Genomic DNA, 16,977 nt, shown 5'->3' with positions numbered 1-16,977 from the left:
TTTAGCAAAGAGGAAACGCATTCGGCGGTTGTTATATGCAGATTCCGTGGAGGTCGACCGTCGAGGGGTCGGTCGCCGTCCCGTGGATCGCTCAGCGCGATCGCTACGGCAACTCCGCAAGCACCAGTCTGAGCACTTGCACAGCTCCCGCCTTATCGAGCGGGTTATTCCCATTTCCGCACTTGGGGGACTGGACGCACGACGGGCAACCCATCGGGCATTCGCACGCTTCGATGGCCGCGGCGGTAGCACTCAACCAGGTCCGCGCCTGCCGAAATCCACGTTCGGCGAAGCCCGCCCCGCCCGGATACCCGTCGTAGACGAACACGCTGGGCTCACCCAGCGGACCGAGGGCGGTGGACATTCCGCCGATATCCCCGCGATCGCAGCTGGCGACCAGTGGCAGCAGCCCAATTGCGGCGTGTTCGGCGGCGTGCAACGAGCCGGGAATCCGCGTTGCGTCAATTCCCTTGCTTGCCAACGCTTCCGGCGTGATCGTGTACATGACCGCGGTGGTGTCCAGGATGTGTTCGGGCATGTCCAGCTCGATGAAATCGATGACCTCCCCGGACAGGCGCCGACGTAGGTACCCCACCACCTGGTGGGTGACCCGGACCGGCACCACGCCCAGGGTCACCGGGCCGAACGTCGACTGCTCGCCGCTGCCGGTGACCTTGATGTCGGTGATTTCGCGCGCGAACGTCGCATAACCGGGATCCTCGGCGTGCACGAACGCGATTGCCTCCTCGAGATCCAGCGAATCGACGACGTACGTGTCGCCCTGGTGGAGGTACACCGCGCCGGGGTGCACCGACGCGGGAGCCTGACCGAGTCCGGTGCTGCCCAGCAGTCGCCCGGTGTCGGCCTCCACGATGACGATCTGGCCACCCGCCGAGCCCCGGATGTCGACCGCGCCATGCGGTTCTAGGCCGGGTGCCGGGAAGTACTTGCCGCCGCGCCGGCGCAATAACCCGTCGTCGACCAGCCCCTCGGCCACCCGCATGGCGCCGAGTTCTCGGACTTCGGCGTCCTCGAGTGGCAATTCGGTTGCGGCGCAGAGCAGTTGGGGCCCGAGGAGATAGGGGTTCGCCGGGTCGATCACCACCCGCTCGACCGGTTTGTCCAGCAGCGCTGCGGGATTGTGCACCAGATAGGTGTCCAGCGGATCGTCACGGGCGATCAACACCACCAGGGCCCCCTGCCCGCGGCGCCCCGAGCGGCCGGCCTGTTGCCAGAACGAGGCAACCGTCCCGGGGAAGCCGGCCAGCACCACCGCGTCCAGCCCGGCGATGTCTACCCCCAATTCCAGCGCGTTGGTGGTGGCTAAACCCCGCAATCGGCCCTCCGCCAGCGCGCGCTCCAGCGCGTTGCGGTCCTCGGCGAGATAGCCGGCCCGGTACGACGCCACCTGCTGCGACAGGCCCGCGGCAATGTCGTCCAGCCGCGCCCGGGCACCCAGGGCGGTCAGTTCGGCGGCCCGCCGGGAACGCACGAACGTCAGGGTCTGCGCGCCCTCGGCGATCAGGTCGGCCATCACCCGTGCCGCCTCGACACCGGCCGACCGTCGCACCGGGGCGCCGTGCTCGCCGGTGACGTCGGTGCGCAGCGCGGGTTCCCACAACGCGACGGTGCGCTCGCCCTGCGGTGAGCCGTCTTCGGTGACCTCTTCGACCGGCAGACCGATGAGTTCGGCCGCCGTCGCGCCGGGCGCATCCGTCGTCGCACTGGCGAAAATGAAGGTCGGCTGACAACCGGGTCGAGCCGAGTAGCGCGCACACAGCCGCAGCAGGCGGCGCAACACCATTGCTACGTTCGAGCCGAAAACACCTCGGTAGTAATGACATTCGTCGACGATTACGAAGCGCAACCCGCGCAGCAAGACGGCCCAGCGCGGATGATTTCGCAAGATGGACAAATGGATCATGTCCGGGTTGGAGAACAGCCAGCGGGAACGCTCGCGCGCGAACCGGCGAACCTCGGCGGGGCTGTCGCCGTCGTAGGCGGTGGGCGCGACATCGGAAAGTCGCGGCACCGCGGCGGTCAGTGCATGCGCGGCGCGCAACTGGTCGTGACCAAGCGCTTTTGTCGGCGACAGGTACAGCACCCGGGCCAACGGATCGGTCGCCAGCGCATTGAGTACCGGCAGTTGATACGCCAGCGACTTGCCCGACGCGGTACCGGTGCTGACCACGACGTGGCGACCGTCGTGGGCCAATTCGGCCGCCCGCGCCTGGTGTGACCACGGGGCTGCGATGCCGCGGTCGGTAAAGGCCGCGATGACGTCGGATTCGGCCCACTTCGGCCAAAGATGGGGCCGGCCGCTGCGGGCGGGCAGCTCCGCGACATGGCGCAGCGGGTGCTCGTCCGGCGCGGTTCCGGCGAGCGCGACGGCCAGCAGGTCGCTGCCGAAACTCGCCACGTCACACCCTCCAAGAATCAGTCAGGGACACAAGTCTGTCGCCGAGACCATGAACATGGTTGACTGTTTGCGGTCGTAGCTTCTGTGTTCGTGTCAAAACTTCGCAGGATCGACGTTGCGACCCGCGGTTCCTGCGAGGTTAGCGGTCGGGTGAAGTTCCGACGACTCCGCGAGGTATGGCGGTGACAACGGGCCCGGGGCACCGAAAAGCGGTGCTCCGAACCTTGAAGAAAAGGAAAGATCGAGAAATGCCACAGGGAACTGTGAAGTGGTTCAACGCGGAGAAGGGGTTCGGTTTCATCGCCCCCGAGGATGGTTCCGCGGATGTTTTTGTCCACTACACGGAGATCCAGGGTTCGGGCTTCCGCACCCTCGAAGAAAATCAGAAGGTCGAGTTTGAGATCGGCCACAGCCCTAAGGGCCCCCAGGCCACCGGAGTCCGCTCCGTCTAAATCGAGCAGATTCTGACGAAAACCCCCCGTGCAACCCGCTTTGCGGGTGTCGCCGGGGGGTTTTCACTATCTATTCACTCCTGCGCAACCTTGGGCTGGAAGCGGGCGACACGCCGCGTGTCGCGCCGCGCCGAATGCCTCAAAGCGGGGACGGGCGGCCTGGCTTACTGTCGGTGTGGTGAGCCAGCTTTCCTTCTTCACAGCGGAGGCGGTGCCGCCCGCCGTCGCCGATCTGTGCGGGGTGCTGGCGGCCTCTGGCCAAATCGTGACGGTGGGCGTCCCAGACGGCTCCGAGGGCCGTGGCGCCCGGCTGTCGGTCGTTGTGGATCAGCTCTGGCGCGCCACAGCGCTGGCCGAGATGATCTCCGAGGCCGGCCTGGTCCCCGAGATCGGTCGCACGGACGAAGACACACCTCTGGTGCGAACGGCGATCGATCCGTCGCTGAGCGCGATCGCGGCGGAATGGACCCGCGGCGCGGTCAAAACGGTGCCGCCGCGGTGGCTGCCCGGTCCGCGCGAATTGCGGGCGTGGACCATCGCCGCGGGCACGCCCGAGGGCGAGCACTACCAGCTCGGTCTGGATCCCCACGCCCCCGACACCCATTCGCCGCTCGCATCGGCGCTGATGCGGGTCGGGATCGCGCCCACCCTGATCGGTACCCGCGGCGGGCGCCCGGCACTGCGGATCAGCGGCCGACGCAGGCTATCGCGGCTGGTAGAGAACGTAGGGGAACATCCTGACGGCGCCGAGGCGTTGGCGCTGTGGCCGCGGGTCTAGCCGCGCGGCCCGGGATATCCGGCAGCCGCTGAGACCTGTGGTTTCGGGGAGTCGGTTTGCGTCGGCCCGCCTCAGGGTGCGAAATTGTCAGGTGCCCGAAGGGAAGGAACGTCGGCGTATCTGAATTTCAGCGGAATTTCAGACGTGTGCCTGTCATTCTTCCTGCAGGGCGGCCTCGATTGGAGGCCGGGAGAAGAGATGGAGCGTAAGCGCAGGTGGCTGACCCCACAACAGGCCGCGACAGCAGCGGCAACGGCAGCCGGAGGCGACTTGTCATCGTCGAGTCGCCGACTAAAGCGCGCAAACTAGCGGGCTACCTGGGCTCCACTTACATCGTCGAGTCGTCCCGAGGACACATCCGCGACCTGCCACGAGCCGCCGCCGACGTGCCCGCCAAATTCAAGTCGGAACCCTGGGCCCGGCTCGGGGTCAACGTCGACGCCGACTTCGAACCGCTCTACATCATCAGCCCGGAAAAGAAGAGCACGGTCACCGAGCTCAAGGGCCTTTTGAAAGATGTCGACGAGCTCTACCTGGCCACGGATGGTGACCGCGAGGGTGAGGCCATCGCCTGGCACCTGATGGAAACGCTGAAGCCGCGCATCCCGGTCAAGCGGATGGTGTTCCACGAGATCACCGAGCCGGCCATCCTCGAGGCCGCACAAAACCCCCGCGACCTCGACATCGACCTGGTCGACGCGCAGGAAACCCGTCGCATCCTGGACCGGTTGTACGGCTACGAAGTCAGCCCGGTGCTGTGGAAGAAGGTTGCGCCCAGGCTGTCGGCCGGCCGGGTGCAGTCCGTGGCCACCCGCATCATCGTGCAGCGCGAACGCGACCGCATGGCGTTTCGCAGCGCGGCGTATTGGGACATCGTTGCCCAGCTGGACGCCAGCGTGTCCGACGCCAACGCGCAGCCGCCTACCTTCACCGCCCGGCTGACCTCGGTAGACGGACTGCGGGTCGCCACCGGACGTGACTTCGACTCGCTGGGCGCGCTGCGCAATAGGGGCGTCGGGGGCACCCCGGAAGTCACAGTGCTCAACGAGGCGCAGGCCACGCAGCTGGCCACGGGATTGCGGGGAGCGCAGCTGTCGGTCGCCTCGGTGGAGGAGAAGCCCTACACCCGCCGCCCCTACGCGCCGTTCATGACGTCGACGCTGCAGCAGGAGGCCGGCCGCAAGCTGCGGTTCTCGTCCGAGCGGACGATGAGCATCGCCCAGCGGCTCTACGAAAACGGCTACATCACCTATATGCGTACCGATTCGACGACGCTGTCGCAGTCGGCGATCAACGCGGCGCGCACCCAGGCCAGCCAGCTCTACGGCGACGAGTACGTGTCCCCTTCGCCGCGGCAGTACACCCGCAAGGTCAAGAACGCCCAGGAAGCCCACGAGGCGATCCGCCCGGCGGGCGAGACGTTCGCCACTCCGGATGCGGTGCGCCGTGAGCTCGACGGCGACGAGTTCCGTCTCTACGAGCTGATCTGGCAGCGCACGGTGGCCTCGCAGATGGCCGACGCACGCGGGACCACGCTGAGCTTGCGGATCGCCGGCACCGCGCGAAACCAGGGCCCGGAGGGCGACCAGCCCGTCGTGTTCTCGGCCAGCGGTCGCACCATCACGTTCGCCGGCTTCCTGAAGGCCTACGTGGAAACCGTGGACGAATTGGCCGGTGGCGAGGCCGACGACGCCGAGCGCCGGCTGCCCCAGCTCACCGAGGGCCAGCGGCTGGCGGCGCTCGAGCTCACCCCCGACGGACACGCCACCAGCCCGCCGGCGCGCTTCACCGAGGCGTCATTGATCAAGACCCTCGAAGAACTCGGCATCGGCCGGCCGTCGACCTACACCTCGATCATCAAGACCATCCAGGACCGCGGCTACGTGCACAAGAAGGGCAGCGCGCTGGTGCCCTCGTGGGTCGCGTTCGCCGTAACCGGTTTGCTGGAACAGCATTTCGGCCGTCTCGTCGACTACGACTTCACCGCGGCGATGGAAGACGAGCTCGACGCGATCGCCTCGGGCAGTGAGCAACGCACCAACTGGCTCAACAACTTCTACTTCGGCGGCGACCACGGCGTGCAGGATTCGGTGGCGCGCGCCGGCGGGCTCAAGAAGCTCGTCGGTGTCAACCTCGAGGGAATCGACGCTCGAGAAGTCAACTCCATCAAGCTGTTTGATGATTCTGAAGGCCGCCCGGTCTACGTCCGGGTCGGCAAGAACGGGCCGTACCTGGAGCGCACGGTCGCCGGTGAAGACGGTGAGACGAAGCCGCAGCGCGCCAATCTCAACGACTCGCTGACGCCCGACGAGCTGACGCTGGAGGTGGCCGAACAGCTCTTCGCCACCCCGCAAGAGGGTCGGTCGCTGGGTGTGGACCCGGAGACCGGACACGAAATCCTGGCCAAGGACGGCCGTTACGGGCCGTACGTCACCGAGGTCCTGCCCGAGCCGCCGCCGGAGGACGGTGACGCGGCCCCGGCGAAGAAGGGCAAGAAGCCCACCGGCCCCAAGCCGCGCACCGGCTCGCTGTTGCGCACCATGGATCTGCAAACCGTCACGCTCGAGGACGCGCTGAAACTGCTGTCGCTGCCCCGGGTGGTCGGTGTCGACCCCGCCTCGGGCGAGGAGATCACCGCGCAGAACGGGCGCTATGGCCCATACCTGAAGCGCGGCACGGATTCTCGTTCGCTGGCGACCGAAGAGCAGATGTTCACGATCACCCTGGACGAGGCACTGAAGATCTACGCCGAGCCGAAACGCCGCGGCCGGCAAGCTGCTTCGGCCCCGCCGCTGCGCGAGTTGGGCAACGACCCGGCGTCGGGCAAGCCAATGGTGGTGAAGGACGGGCGATTTGGGCCGTACGTCACCGACGGCGAGACCAACGCCAGCCTGCGCAAGGGCGACGACGTGCTGTCGATCACCGACGAGCGCGCCGCCGAGTTGCTGGCCGACCGGCGGGCCCGGGGCCCGGCGAAACGTCCCGCGAAGAAGAGCACGCGCAAGGCCCCGGCGAAAAAGGCCGCCAAGCGCAGTTAGCGCGGAATCACATAATTTCGGTGGTGACTTCTTCGATGCTTGGCCGCCGGACCGAAACATTGCGCGGGACAGCAAGATTCAGTGGCCGGGCCAGCTGAGTGGGCGCCGCGCGCCCGCGCAATTCGACCACCTCGCCGACATCCCAGCACAACGCTTCGGCGTCCAGCGCGCCGCTGACGGCGATCGCCGACGCCAGCACATGGCCGGGCTCGAGCTTGGCCAGCTCGGTCAGCCGGGCCGCCTCGTTCACCGGGTCGCCGATCACGGTGTACTCGAAGCGGGCCTGCGCGCCGATATGGCCGGCGATGGCCCGCCCGGAGGACACGCCGATACCGAACTCGGCCGCGCCGATCACCGGCAGGAGTTCGTCGTGCAGCTCCCGGGCGGCCGCCAGCGCGCCACCGGGGGCGTCCGGGTGCTCGATGGGTGCGCCGAAGATGGCCAGCGCGGCGTCGCCCTGGAACTTGTTGACGAAGCCGCCGTGGCGCCCGACGGTGTCGACCACCACCCGGAAGAACTCGTTGAGCAGGTGGACCACTTCGGCCGGCGGCCGGGTCGCGGCGAGCTGCGTCGAGCCGACCAGGTCGACGAACAGCACCGCGACGTCGCGTTCCTGGCCGCCCAACTCGGTGCCGCGTTCCAGCGCCCGGCGCGCCACGTCCTCACCGACGTAGCGGCCGAACAGGTCCCGCAGCCGCTGCCGCTCGGACAGGTCGCGGACCATGTCGTTGAAGCCGGCCTGCAGCAGGCCCAGCTCGCTGGCGTCGTAAATCTGCATGTGCGCGTTGTAGTTACCGCGCTGTACCTCCGAGAGGGCCCAGCGCAGCTGGCGCAGCGGGTCGGCGATCGACATGGCGACCAGCAGCGTGCTGATCAGCCCGACGCCGAGCGCGGTCAGGGCCAGCAACAAGATGGGGTTGAACAGGCTCTCCGGCGCCGCGCGCAGTAGCGAAACCTTGTCGGCCACAACGGCCAGCACGATCGCCAGCAGCGGCACCGCGGTGGACAGCATCCAGGTCAGGATCTGGCGCAGGATGACACCCGGCGCCTTGACGTTCTCCGGCACCCCGCTGCGCAGGGCGGCCACGGCCACCGGCCGTAATACTCGTTCGGATTGTAAATAGCCGATGATCGCGGTGGCCGCCGCCCCCAGGGCGGTCGCGACCGTGACGACGGGCGCGGCGAACCGGGCCACCGACCAGCTGGCGACGACGAACACCACACCGCCGATGCACCAGTAGACGACCGTGCTCAGGGTGCGGTAGTACGGCATCCGCAGGGCGCGGCTGCGGGCCAGTTCGGTGGCGGCCGGGTCGGCCTCGGCGAGCATGTTGTCGCGACGCTGCCAGCGGAACACCGGCATCAACAGTCTGAGGTTGACCACCACGCCGACCAGAACCAGGATGACCAGCGTGCTGGCGAAGACCGCCAGGTTGAGCGTCGGCAGATCTTGCAGTTGAATACGGTCCTGGGGTGGGAGTCCGTAGCGCAGGAAGCCGAGCACGAACAGCGCGCCGATGATGTCGGCCTGCAGCATGCTCAGCGAGAACAGTGGCCATGGAGTGCGCACTACCCACCGGACGAACGCGCTGATTCGCCCGGGCAGTGCACCCGGTGTTGCCACCAACCCACCGTATCGGTCAGCAGGGACTAGCCGGTAACCCTGAATCGCTTCGGCAAGTCGCCCGATCCTGGCGAAATGTCGGAAAAGATCACGGAATTGTCGCGATACGGTAGCCGGAGGGTGGACGTCGGTCTGTCTCACTAGTGTTGCCGGTGATGTCCGGAGTGTTTACGCGGCTGGTAGGCCAAGACGCGGTCGAGGCCGCGCTGCTGAGCGCTGCGAGGGCCGCCCGAAGTGATCCCGATCACAGCGATGGGGACCACGGGACTATGACACATGCCTGGCTGATCACCGGCCCGCCGGGTTCGGGGCGTTCGGTGGCCGCGTTGTGCTTCGCGGCGGCGCTGCAATGCACCGCCCCTTCGGACGACGGCGGCCCGGGCTGCGGGCAGTGCCGGGCCTGCACGACGACGCTGGCCGGCACCCACGCCGACGTTCGCCGGGTGATCCCCGAAGGTCTTTCCATCGGCGTCGACGAGATGCGTGCGATTGTGCAGACCGCGTCGCGGCGGCCGACGACCGGGCACTGGCAGATCGTGGTCGTCGAGGACGCCGATCGGCTGACCGAGGGCGCCGCCAACGCGCTGCTGAAGGTGGTCGAGGAACCACCCCCGTCGACGGTGTTCCTGCTGTGCGCGCCGTCGGTCGATCCCGAAGACATCGCGGTCACGCTGCGGTCGCGATGCCGGCACGTCGCTCTGGTGACGCCCTCCACCGAGTCGATCGCGCAGGTGCTGATCGACAGCGACGGCCTGAGCGCAGACACGGCGAGCTGGGCGGCGTCGGTCAGCGGCGGCCACGTGGGGCGGGCGCGCCGGCTGGCGACCGACTCGCAGGCCCGGGAGCGGCGGGAGCGGGCGCTGGGACTGGTGCGCGACGCGGCGACCCCGGCGCGCGCCTACGCCGCCGCCGAAGAGCTGGTGGCCGCGGCCGAAACCGAGGCCGTCGTACTGACCGCTGATCGCGCCGAGGCCGAGACCGAGGAGCTGCGCACCGCGCTGGGAGCCGGGGGCACCGGTAAGGGCACCGCCGGGGCCATGCGCGGCGCCGCGGGCGCGATCAAGGATCTCGAGCGGCGGCAGAAGTCCCGCCAGACCCGGGCCTCGCGCGATGCGCTGGACCGGGCGCTGATCGACCTGGCCACCTACTTCCGTGACGCGCTGGTGGTCTCGGCCCGCGCGGGTGGGGTGCGGGCCAACCATCCGGACATGGCCGAGCGGGTGGCGGCGCTGGCGGCGCACGCCGCGCCCGAACGGCTGTTGCGTTGCATCGAGGCCGTGCTTGCGTGCCGCGAGGCGCTGGCGGTCAACGTCAAGCCCAAGTTCGCCGTCGACGCGATGGTGGCCACCATCGGGCAGCAACTGCGGGACTGAACGGGCCGGTTTTTGGGCGTGCGCGCCCGGCTGCCGTAGACTCGTGCCGCCCAGCTTGAGGGTGCGCCGCCTTAGCTCAGTCGGTAGAGCGATTCACTCGTAATGAATAGGTCGGGGGTTCGATTCCCCCAGGCGGCTCCATCAGCCCACCGTGAGTTGGGTCACCTTCACCCCTGATGGGGCAGCCTCCGGGTCGCTGCGGCGTTGCGTAGTGCAGTCGCTCGATCAAAGAGCGGCACTACTTCAAGCGAGGCCGCGATGCACAACGAAGTCCACTACTCCTTCGGCGAGGCGGTGTGGGGCGTAGCGGGAATCATCCTGCTGCTGGCCTTCGGCGATGTTCTGGTCGTACTCGCTCTCGCCTTGGTGATCGCGGGCGTGATCGCCGCGATCTTGAGCTATCGCCAAGTGCATCGCGAGCAGCAGGACCGCGACGTGGCTCCGGTGACTGAGCTCCGCCCGGCGCCGGCGGTTCATCGGCACCCGGTGGCCACGCCGATCCAGGGGCCCAGCGCCGCGTAGTCGCAGCGATTAAAACCCCGGCGCTTTAAATCCTCGGCCGCACCGGTGGGCGGTGCCAGTGTTGACCATGCTTCGTGTGCTGATCGTGGGTGTGGTGTTTTCCGCGATTGCTTCGGCGCCAAGCGATATCGCCTTGACGTGTGGGTCACCGGCCAAGATCGACATCAGCTTTTCGGCCGCGACCTATGACTGCGGGAATCAATCGCCGATCAGGATCGTGGGCGAGGACTCGACGGTCACGTTGACCGGGTCGTGCGGCGAGGTCGACGTCAGCGGCACCGCTAACACCGTGAATCTGCAAACCGTGGCCGCGATCGTGGCCACCGGCACCGGGAACCACATCACCTGGGAGAAAGGGCCCGGAGGTGGCGTCCCGCGAATCAGCAACCCGGGCCACAGCAACGACATCCGGGGACCAGGCGGCTTTGTGGCCGGCGCGTGATTCAGGCCGGCGCCAGAAAACCCACCGGTCCCGACGCGATGCACAGCGCCAGCGCAGTGGTATTGGCGCGAACCATGATCGCGTCGCCGGCGCCCGGCACCCGGGCGTAGACCCGGTTGAGGCCGGGGTGCACCGGAACCTTGACGCCGGGCCCCTCCGGCAGCGACACGGTCATCGAGCCGTCGCTGTTGGCCAGGTAGTTGAATTCGACCGTCCAGTCGGCGGGCAGCAGCGGCCCGTCGAGCATCATCCGCGCCGGGGTGTCCGGCTGGGCGAAGTACCCGCACTGCGGCATCGGCCCGGGTTTGATGGTCCGAATCCAGCTGACCCGTGCCGGGATCAGCCGGCCCGCACTGTCGAACATTCTCAATTGCGTTGTCGCCGTGGCGAATTCAGGTCTATCCCGCAGTAGGGCGAACAGGTGGCTGGCCAGGTTCTCCGGATAGGCGACCCGTTGCAGGATCAGCGGATCGACCTCCTGATCCAGCAGTTGAGCAGTCGAATTAGCATGGGCCGCAGCCAAACTGGCTTGCGCGTTGCGCAGATAGCGCTGGGTTGGGTTGTCGCGCCAACTGGCCAGGAACGTCGCCGTCGAGTACAGGCTGCTGGCCACGAACAGTGCGGCCAGGCCCGTCGTCACCACCGCGCGTCGCGTCGAGGCGTCCAGCCATCGCCCGCCCAGTGATCGGTTCGGTGCACACAGTCCGACGGCCGCCAGCAGTGCCAGCACGACGACGAGATCCGGCAGATAGCGCAGGGTTTGGGCGAGTTCCAGCGCGGTCAGCCGCGACGAGCGCATCAAATAGATCGGCACCTGACAGGCCGCCGCGTAACCGACCGCGGTCAGCCACACCGGGCCGAGGCGTTGCTTGCGGACCAGCGACAGCGCCAGCACCGCGATCAGCACCAGCCAGCCCAGCGCCATCGCCAGCGGCGGAGGAGTGGCCCACGGCGAGGCCGGCGCCCAGCGGTCCCAGTGCCAGGGCCCGCCGGCCAGGCCCGGCACGATGCCGTGGGTGATGGACCGCATCAGCAGGTCCCCGGTCATCGCGAGGTCGGAGCTCCAGCGCTGCTGATTGACCACCGCGAGGTAAAGCGCCACCCAGGCCACCGTCAGGATCAGCGACGCGATCCACAGCCGTGCGGCCCCACGCCAGGCCGTCAGCAGCGCCGTTCGGTCGCCACGCACATGGCACAGCAGCGCCGTCACGGCGAACGCGACGAACGGAATCACCGCAGCCTTCTCGAAGAACAGCAACCCGCCCAGATACACCAGCACGCCGGTCAGCGCATAGCGCTGGTTGCCGGTGCGCACCAACAGCACCGCGTCGGCGCACACCCAGGCCAGCGCCGCCAGCATCGGCAGCGAATTCAGCGCCGCCGCCCACCATGCGAAGCCCGGCACTCCCAGCGGGGTGAACAGCGCGAACGTCAGCGGGATCAGCAGCACGCGACGCCAGCCCAGGATCACGTACAGCGCGCGCAGCAGTGCCAGCGAGGCCAGCAGCTGCAGCACCACCAGGCTGATCGCCGGCCCGGTCCAATCCAGCGGGGCCAGCCGGATCAGCGCCCCCGCTATCAGAAACGCCGCGGGCATCATGTGGCCGTCGTGGTCGTCGAACAGGTAGGACGGCGACAGCAGGCCCTCGGTTCCGGCCTTCCCGATCAGGATCAGATCGTCCCAGTAGAAGTAGCCGCCGAACGCCAGCACCGCCCGTATCACCAGGGCGGCCACGATCAGCGCGGCCGCCGCGAGGGCGACCCGCGGCATCCGGGCGATGGCGGCGGGCATGGTTATTTCTTACCGGTCGGTATGGTGGGCCGGTGCGCGCACTGGTTACCGGGGCAGCCGGATTCATCGGGTCCACGCTGGTCGACCGCTTGCTGGCGGACGGCCATTCGGTGGTAAGCCTGGACAATTTCGCGTCGGGCAAGGCGCGCAACCTCGAGCATCTGGCCGACAATCCCGATCACTTCTTCATCGAGGCGGACATCGTGACCGCCGACCTCGAGGCGATTCTCGACGAGCACCGGCCCGAGGTGGTGTTCCACCTGGCCGCCCAGATCGACGTGCGCCACTCAGTGGCCGAGCCGCAGTTCGACGCCTCGGTCAATGTGATCGGCACGGTGCGGCTGGCCGAGGCCGCGCGCCGCACCGGCGTCCGCAAAGTCGTGCACACCTCGTCGGGGGGATCCATCTACGGCACCCCGCCGCAGTACCCGACGCCCGAGACCACGCCCACCGATCCGGCGTCGCCGTACGCCGCGGGCAAGGTGGCCGGCGAGATCTACCTGAACACGTTCCGGCACCTGTACGGCCTGGACTGCTCGCACATCGCGCCGGCCAACGTCTACGGCCCGCGCCAGGACCCGCACGGGGAGGCGGGCGTGGTGGCGATCTTCGCGCAGGCGCTGCTGTCCGGTAAGCCCACCAAGGTGTTCGGCGACGGCAGCAAGACCCGCGACTACGTGTTCGTCGACGACGTGGTGGACGCCTTCGTCAAGGCCTCCGGTGCGGCCGGCAGCGGACAGCGGTTCAACATCGGCACCGGAATTGAGACCTCCGACCGCCAGCTGCACACGGCGGTCGCCAAAGCCGTTGGCGGACCCGACGATCCGGATTTCCATCCGGATCGCCTCGGCGATCTGCGGCGGTCCTGTCTCGATATCAGTTCGGCGGCAAGGGTTTTGGGCTGGCGCCCGCGGGTTGAACTCGAAGAAGGCGTGCGTCGCACGGTCGAGTTCTTCCGGCAGGTTCACACCGGCTAGCGCGGCTCCGGTGCCTGGGCGCCCTCCAGTGCGACGGCCCGGGCCAGGCGCGCATAGCGCAACTCCAGGTCCTTGAACCGCATATACGTGCTCAGGGTGGTAAAACTGAACGCCATGATCAGCGCGTAGAGCATCAGGTCGGTGCCGCGGCGCACCCCGAACCAGTGCGCGACCACCGTGGTGTCGTCGGGCCGCAACACGGCGTAGATACCGCCCAGCACAAACAAGATGTAGCCGACCTTGACCCAGGCCTTCGACCGCGAGCTGCGCCGCGACCACAGCAGGTAGATCAACAGCGCGATGATCGACCCGATCAGCAGCACCTGGATCCAGTTCATCTCGGAATCCTTCCTCGCAGGAACCCATCGAAAATGATGTTGACGCCGTTGAGTAGCGGCTGGCCCTTGGACTTCGAGTAGTCGGTGTAGAGCACCTCAACCGGCTGTTCGACTACCCGCCAATGGTTTTCGGCGATCAGCATGATGAATTCGTTGGCGTGGCTCATTCCGCTCATCGTGATGTCCAGCCCGTCGGCCACCGTCTTGTTGAACACCCGCAACCCGTTGTTGGTGTCGGTCAGGCCAAGCCGGCGACCGCGCGGGCTCAGCCGGGCGGCCGTCTGCAGCACGATCCGTTTCAGTAACGGCGGCCGGCTGCTCTCCAGCCCGCCGAACCGCGTCCCGATGACGATGTCGACGTTTTCGGCGACGAGCCGGTCGACCATCGCGCACACATCTTTGACGCGATGCTGCCCGTCGGCGTCGAACGTCGCGAAGATCCGCGCACCGGGCTGGCGGCGGGCGTACTCGACGCCGGTCTGGATGGCCGCACCCTGCCCCAGGTTCACCGGATGGCGCACCAGATGAGCCCCCGCCCTGCGGGCGATTTCGCCGGTGCCGTCGGCGCTGCCGTCGTCGACGCAGACGACGTTCTCGAAAACGGAGCGGACATCGGCGACCACCTCGCCGATGACCGTGGCTTCGTTGAAGGCGGGAATCACGATCCAGACGCCCTGGTAATCCGTTTCGATGTTCACAGGGTAGCCAGGATCAGCCGGTTAGGCGCCCGGCGCGCGCCAGGGCCACCAGGTGTACGCCGATTCCCACCAGCGGACCGCACAGCAGCGCGACCACGGTCCGGGTCTCCAGCGGCAGCGGCAGCAGCAACAACAGGCCCGACGCCGCGGTGGCCCCGACCCACCCCAGCGCGTAGGCCCGGTGCAGCGCGGCGGCCACGGCCGCGGCGCCGGTCAGCGTCAGCACCGCGATCGACAACGCCGCACCGGTCAGCCACGCCAACAGCGCGCTGCCGGCGTCGTAGGAGGCGCCGAAGGCGACGCGCAACAGCCATGGCCCCACCAGGCCGGCCGCCAGCACCCCGATGGCGCCGATTCCGCCGATGATCGCCGCCGGTGCGAGCAGCGCCCGCAATCGGTCGCTGCGCGCGTCTACGAAATGCGCGATCAGGTTGCCCTGCATGGCCGTCAACGGCACCAGCAGCGGCGCGCGGGTCAGCGTGACGGCCAGGATGATTACACCGCCTTGTGCCCCAAGGTGATTCGAGGTCAGCTTGAGCAGCACCGGGAATCCCATCACCAGGATCGCGCTGGCGCCGGCGGCGGTGATCGAGTGCGCGGTGCCCCGCAGGAACGTCGCGGTGTTGCCGGGTGTCAGCAGCCGGGCCGCCGCGCGCGCGGTGGGTGAGGTCACCAGGATGACCAGCCAGGCCACCGCGCCGGCCACTGTCGCCCACAGAAAGCCGGTCAACCCCCACCCGAGCAGCACCGTGGCCACCGCGATCGTCACCCGCATGACCGCATCGGTGACCATCAGTGCCCCGTACTGGGTCCACTGGTCGGTGCCGGCCAGCATGCCCAGCAGCGTGGCGTGCAGGCAGAACCCGGCCAGGCCGACGGACAACAGCGCCACCGACAACCAGCGTTGCTCGGCGAACACCCACCCACCCCACAGCGGCGAGCTGCCCGCGATCAGAATGGCCGCCGCGACGCCGACCATCGCGGCAACGCGCAGCGGGTGGTTGCGGAATTCGGGCCCCGGCAATGCCTCGACGTAGCGGGTGGCGCGGACCTCGCGGGTGGTTTCTTGCAGCAGCCCGAAGGCGGCGCCGGTGACCAGGCCGAACGCTCCCCAGAACACCCCGAACACCGAGAAGCCGCTGGGCGCCAGGTCGCGAGCCGCCAGATAGATCACCGCGTAGCCGCACACCGCGGTCAGGGCTGTCGCGGCGCCGACCCGGGCCATGCTGCTACGTGTGACCGGTCCCGCGGATGCTCCCGCGGACCCGGCGGCGCCCAGTGGGGACGCCGCGCCGCCGACTTCGGTCATCGGGGCGGCGCTTTCGGCCGGCCGCCCCCAGCTACCGCCAGTTTCGCCACAATTTGAAAATAGTAAGTGCGCGATTGCCATGGCTGGCGGTGGCGACCACCTTCGCCCTATTGTGAGCGGCTGTCTAGGAAGGACCCATGGCCGCCGCTCGCATCTTCGGGATTTCGCTGTTGGTCACGTTGGCGGCCCTCGCACTCGGCTATGCCCACGGCGGGCTTAATGCCCTGTTTCTTCTGGTAGCCCTGGGCATCCTCGAGGTGTCGCTGTCCTTCGACAACGCGATCATCAACGCCGCGGTGCTCAAGCGAATGAGCCCGTTCTGGCAGCAGATGTTCCTGACGATCGGGATTCTGGTCGCCGTGTTCGGTATGCGGCTGGTGTTCCCGCTGCTCATCGTGTGGGCGACCGCGGGCCTCGACCCGGTTCGCGCGCTGCACCTGGCGCTCAACCCGCCGCCGCACGGCGCACTGGAATTCCCGGACGGCGCGCCCGGTTACGAAAAGCTGGTGCTGTCGGCCCACCCCCAGATCGCGGCTTTCGGCGGCATATTTCTGCTGATGCTGTTCCTGGATTTCATCGTTTACGACCGAGACATCAAGTGGCTCAAGTGGATTGAAGTCCCATTCGCGAGAATCGGCCGGCTCGGCCAGGTCTCGGTGGTGGCCACCGTCATCGTGCTGGTGCTGGTCGGCACGCAATTGACTCACTCCGGCGACGAGTGCGCGACGGTGCTGACCGCCGGGCTGCTGGGCCTGGTGACGTATCTGATCGTCAACGGTGTGAGCACGGCGTTCCAGCCGTCCGATGTCGAGGACGCCGCCGCCACCGCGCCGCCGGCGGCGGTGGGCAAGGCCGGCCTGACGCTGTTCGTGTACCTCGAGGTGCTCGACGCCGCCTTCTCGTTCGACGGCGTCACCGGCGCGTTTGCCATCACGTCGGACCCCATCGTCATCGCGCTCGGTCTGGGGTTGATCGGCTCGATGTTCGTCCGGTCGATCACGGTCTACCTGGTCCAGCAGCAGACGCTGGACCGCTACGTGTACCTGGAACACGGAGCGCACTGGGCGATCGGCGCGCTGTCGGTGATCATGCTGCTGTCGATCGAGCCGCGCTATGAGATCCCCGAGGCCGCCACCGCCTCGGTCGGCGTGGTCTTCATCGGGGCGGCGTTCGGATGGAGCGTGCTGCGCAACAGGCGCGACGCCGCCTAGGGCG

Annotated in this window: 14 protein-coding genes and 1 tRNA gene; 9 read left to right on the top strand and 6 right to left on the bottom strand. The window is 68.0% G+C overall.

Annotated elements, in window-relative coordinates:
• Positions 1 to 103 precede the first annotated feature (103 nt).
• Complete coding sequence (locus AC5Y5O_RS18645) at positions 104 to 2,419, bottom strand: DEAD/DEAH box helicase (RefSeq protein WP_096290374.1); 2,316 nt, start codon at positions 2,417 to 2,419, stop codon at positions 104 to 106.
• Positions 2,420 to 2,667: 248 nt separating this feature from the next.
• On the opposite strand from AC5Y5O_RS18645, the gene cspA reads away from it, so the two are divergent.
• The 3 genes from cspA to topA all read left to right on the top strand — a co-directional run bounded on the left by cspA (position 2,668) and on the right by topA (position 6,687).
• Complete coding sequence (gene cspA, locus AC5Y5O_RS18640; protein WP_007166602.1) at positions 2,668 to 2,871, top strand: cold shock protein CspA; 204 nt, start codon at positions 2,668 to 2,670, stop codon at positions 2,869 to 2,871.
• Positions 2,872 to 3,049: 178 nt separating this feature from the next.
• Positions 3,050 to 3,649: a hypothetical protein gene (locus AC5Y5O_RS18635; RefSeq protein WP_096291410.1), complete on the top strand. Its 600-nt coding sequence runs from the start codon at positions 3,050 to 3,052 to the stop codon at positions 3,647 to 3,649.
• Between the two features lie 215 nt (positions 3,650 to 3,864).
• Positions 3,865 to 6,687, top strand: coding sequence for a type I DNA topoisomerase (gene topA, locus AC5Y5O_RS18630; protein ID WP_096290373.1), 2,823 nt, complete (start codon positions 3,865 to 3,867; stop codon positions 6,685 to 6,687).
• A gap of 7 nt (positions 6,688 to 6,694) precedes the next feature.
• Here topA and AC5Y5O_RS18625 read toward each other — a convergent pair whose 3' ends face one another.
• On the bottom strand, positions 6,695 to 8,377 hold the full coding sequence (locus AC5Y5O_RS18625) for an adenylate/guanylate cyclase domain-containing protein (RefSeq protein ID WP_500026625.1): 1,683 nt from the start codon (positions 8,375 to 8,377) through the stop codon (positions 6,695 to 6,697).
• Positions 8,378 to 8,466: 89 nt separating this feature from the next.
• On the opposite strand from AC5Y5O_RS18625, the gene AC5Y5O_RS18620 reads away from it, so the two are divergent.
• From AC5Y5O_RS18620 to AC5Y5O_RS18605, 4 genes are all read left to right on the top strand, one after another.
• The gene (locus AC5Y5O_RS18620) at positions 8,467 to 9,684 is read left to right on the top strand and encodes a DNA polymerase III subunit delta' (protein WP_096291408.1); all 1,218 of its coding nucleotides are present in this window, start codon (positions 8,467 to 8,469) and stop codon (positions 9,682 to 9,684) included.
• Positions 9,685 to 9,749: 65 nt separating this feature from the next.
• Positions 9,750 to 9,825: transfer RNA gene (locus tag AC5Y5O_RS18615), tRNA-Thr, on the top strand.
• 117 nt (positions 9,826 to 9,942) lie between these two features.
• Complete coding sequence (locus tag AC5Y5O_RS18610; RefSeq protein ID WP_096290372.1) at positions 9,943 to 10,206, top strand: hypothetical protein; 264 nt, start codon at positions 9,943 to 9,945, stop codon at positions 10,204 to 10,206.
• A 67-nt stretch (positions 10,207 to 10,273) separates the two neighbouring features.
• Positions 10,274 to 10,648 carry a DUF3060 domain-containing protein gene (locus tag AC5Y5O_RS18605; RefSeq protein WP_096290371.1) on the top strand — a complete coding sequence of 125 codons (375 nt, stop codon included), beginning with the start codon at positions 10,274 to 10,276 and terminating at the stop codon, positions 10,646 to 10,648.
• A gap of 1 nt (position 10,649) precedes the next feature.
• Here AC5Y5O_RS18605 and AC5Y5O_RS18600 read toward each other — a convergent pair whose 3' ends face one another.
• A complete protein-coding gene (locus AC5Y5O_RS18600) occupies positions 10,650 to 12,440 on the bottom strand; it encodes a hypothetical protein (RefSeq protein WP_096290370.1) in 1,791 nt (596 codons plus the stop codon).
• Positions 12,441 to 12,472: 32 nt separating this feature from the next.
• On the opposite strand from AC5Y5O_RS18600, the gene AC5Y5O_RS18595 reads away from it, so the two are divergent.
• Positions 12,473 to 13,417, top strand: a complete 945-nt coding sequence (locus AC5Y5O_RS18595) for a GDP-mannose 4,6-dehydratase (protein WP_096290369.1) — start codon at positions 12,473 to 12,475, stop codon at positions 13,415 to 13,417.
• Here AC5Y5O_RS18595 and AC5Y5O_RS18590 read toward each other — a convergent pair.
• From AC5Y5O_RS18590 to AC5Y5O_RS18580, 3 genes are read right to left on the bottom strand one after another with little or no spacing between them, the layout of a single operon-like run.
• Positions 13,414 to 13,755, bottom strand: a complete 342-nt coding sequence (locus AC5Y5O_RS18590) for a DUF2304 domain-containing protein (RefSeq protein WP_096290368.1) — start codon at positions 13,753 to 13,755, stop codon at positions 13,414 to 13,416. The genes AC5Y5O_RS18595 and AC5Y5O_RS18590 overlap by 4 nt on opposite strands.
• Positions 13,752 to 14,453: a polyprenyl-phospho-N-acetylgalactosaminyl synthase PpgS gene (gene ppgS, locus AC5Y5O_RS18585; protein ID WP_096290367.1), complete on the bottom strand. Its 702-nt coding sequence runs from the start codon at positions 14,451 to 14,453 to the stop codon at positions 13,752 to 13,754. The genes AC5Y5O_RS18590 and ppgS overlap by 4 nt, the downstream gene beginning before the upstream one ends.
• Positions 14,454 to 14,466: 13 nt before the next feature.
• Positions 14,467 to 15,762, bottom strand: a complete 1,296-nt coding sequence (locus AC5Y5O_RS18580) for a hypothetical protein (RefSeq protein WP_096290366.1) — start codon at positions 15,760 to 15,762, stop codon at positions 14,467 to 14,469.
• A 137-nt stretch (positions 15,763 to 15,899) separates the two neighbouring features.
• On the opposite strand from AC5Y5O_RS18580, the gene AC5Y5O_RS18575 reads away from it, so the two are divergent.
• The gene (locus AC5Y5O_RS18575) at positions 15,900 to 16,973 is read left to right on the top strand and encodes a DUF475 domain-containing protein (RefSeq protein WP_500026522.1); all 1,074 of its coding nucleotides are present in this window, start codon (positions 15,900 to 15,902) and stop codon (positions 16,971 to 16,973) included.
• Positions 16,974 to 16,977: the final 4 nt, after the last annotated feature.

It is taken from the genome of Mycobacterium sp. NGS40 (assembly GCF_059812735.1).
This window is presented reverse-complemented; position numbering and strand designations above follow the sequence as displayed.

Coding starts and splice junctions, on each gene's coding strand:
- cspA (WP_007166602.1), top strand. CDS start 2,668: ATGCCACAGGGAACTGTGAAGTGGTTCAACGCGGAGAAGGGGTTCGGT.
- AC5Y5O_RS18620 (WP_096291408.1), top strand. CDS start 8,467: ATGTCCGGAGTGTTTACGCGGCTGGTAGGCCAAGACGCGGTCGAGGCC.
- AC5Y5O_RS18610 (WP_096290372.1), top strand. CDS start 9,943: ATGCACAACGAAGTCCACTACTCCTTCGGCGAGGCGGTGTGGGGCGTA.
- AC5Y5O_RS18605 (WP_096290371.1), top strand. CDS start 10,274: ATGCTTCGTGTGCTGATCGTGGGTGTGGTGTTTTCCGCGATTGCTTCG.
- AC5Y5O_RS18600 (WP_096290370.1), bottom strand. CDS start 12,440: ATGCCCGCCGCCATCGCCCGGATGCCGCGGGTCGCCCTCGCGGCGGCC.
- AC5Y5O_RS18590 (WP_096290368.1), bottom strand. CDS start 13,755: ATGAACTGGATCCAGGTGCTGCTGATCGGGTCGATCATCGCGCTGTTG.
- AC5Y5O_RS18580 (WP_096290366.1), bottom strand. CDS start 15,762: ATGACCGAAGTCGGCGGCGCGGCGTCCCCACTGGGCGCCGCCGGGTCC.
- AC5Y5O_RS18575 (WP_500026522.1), top strand. CDS start 15,900: ATGGCCGCCGCTCGCATCTTCGGGATTTCGCTGTTGGTCACGTTGGCG.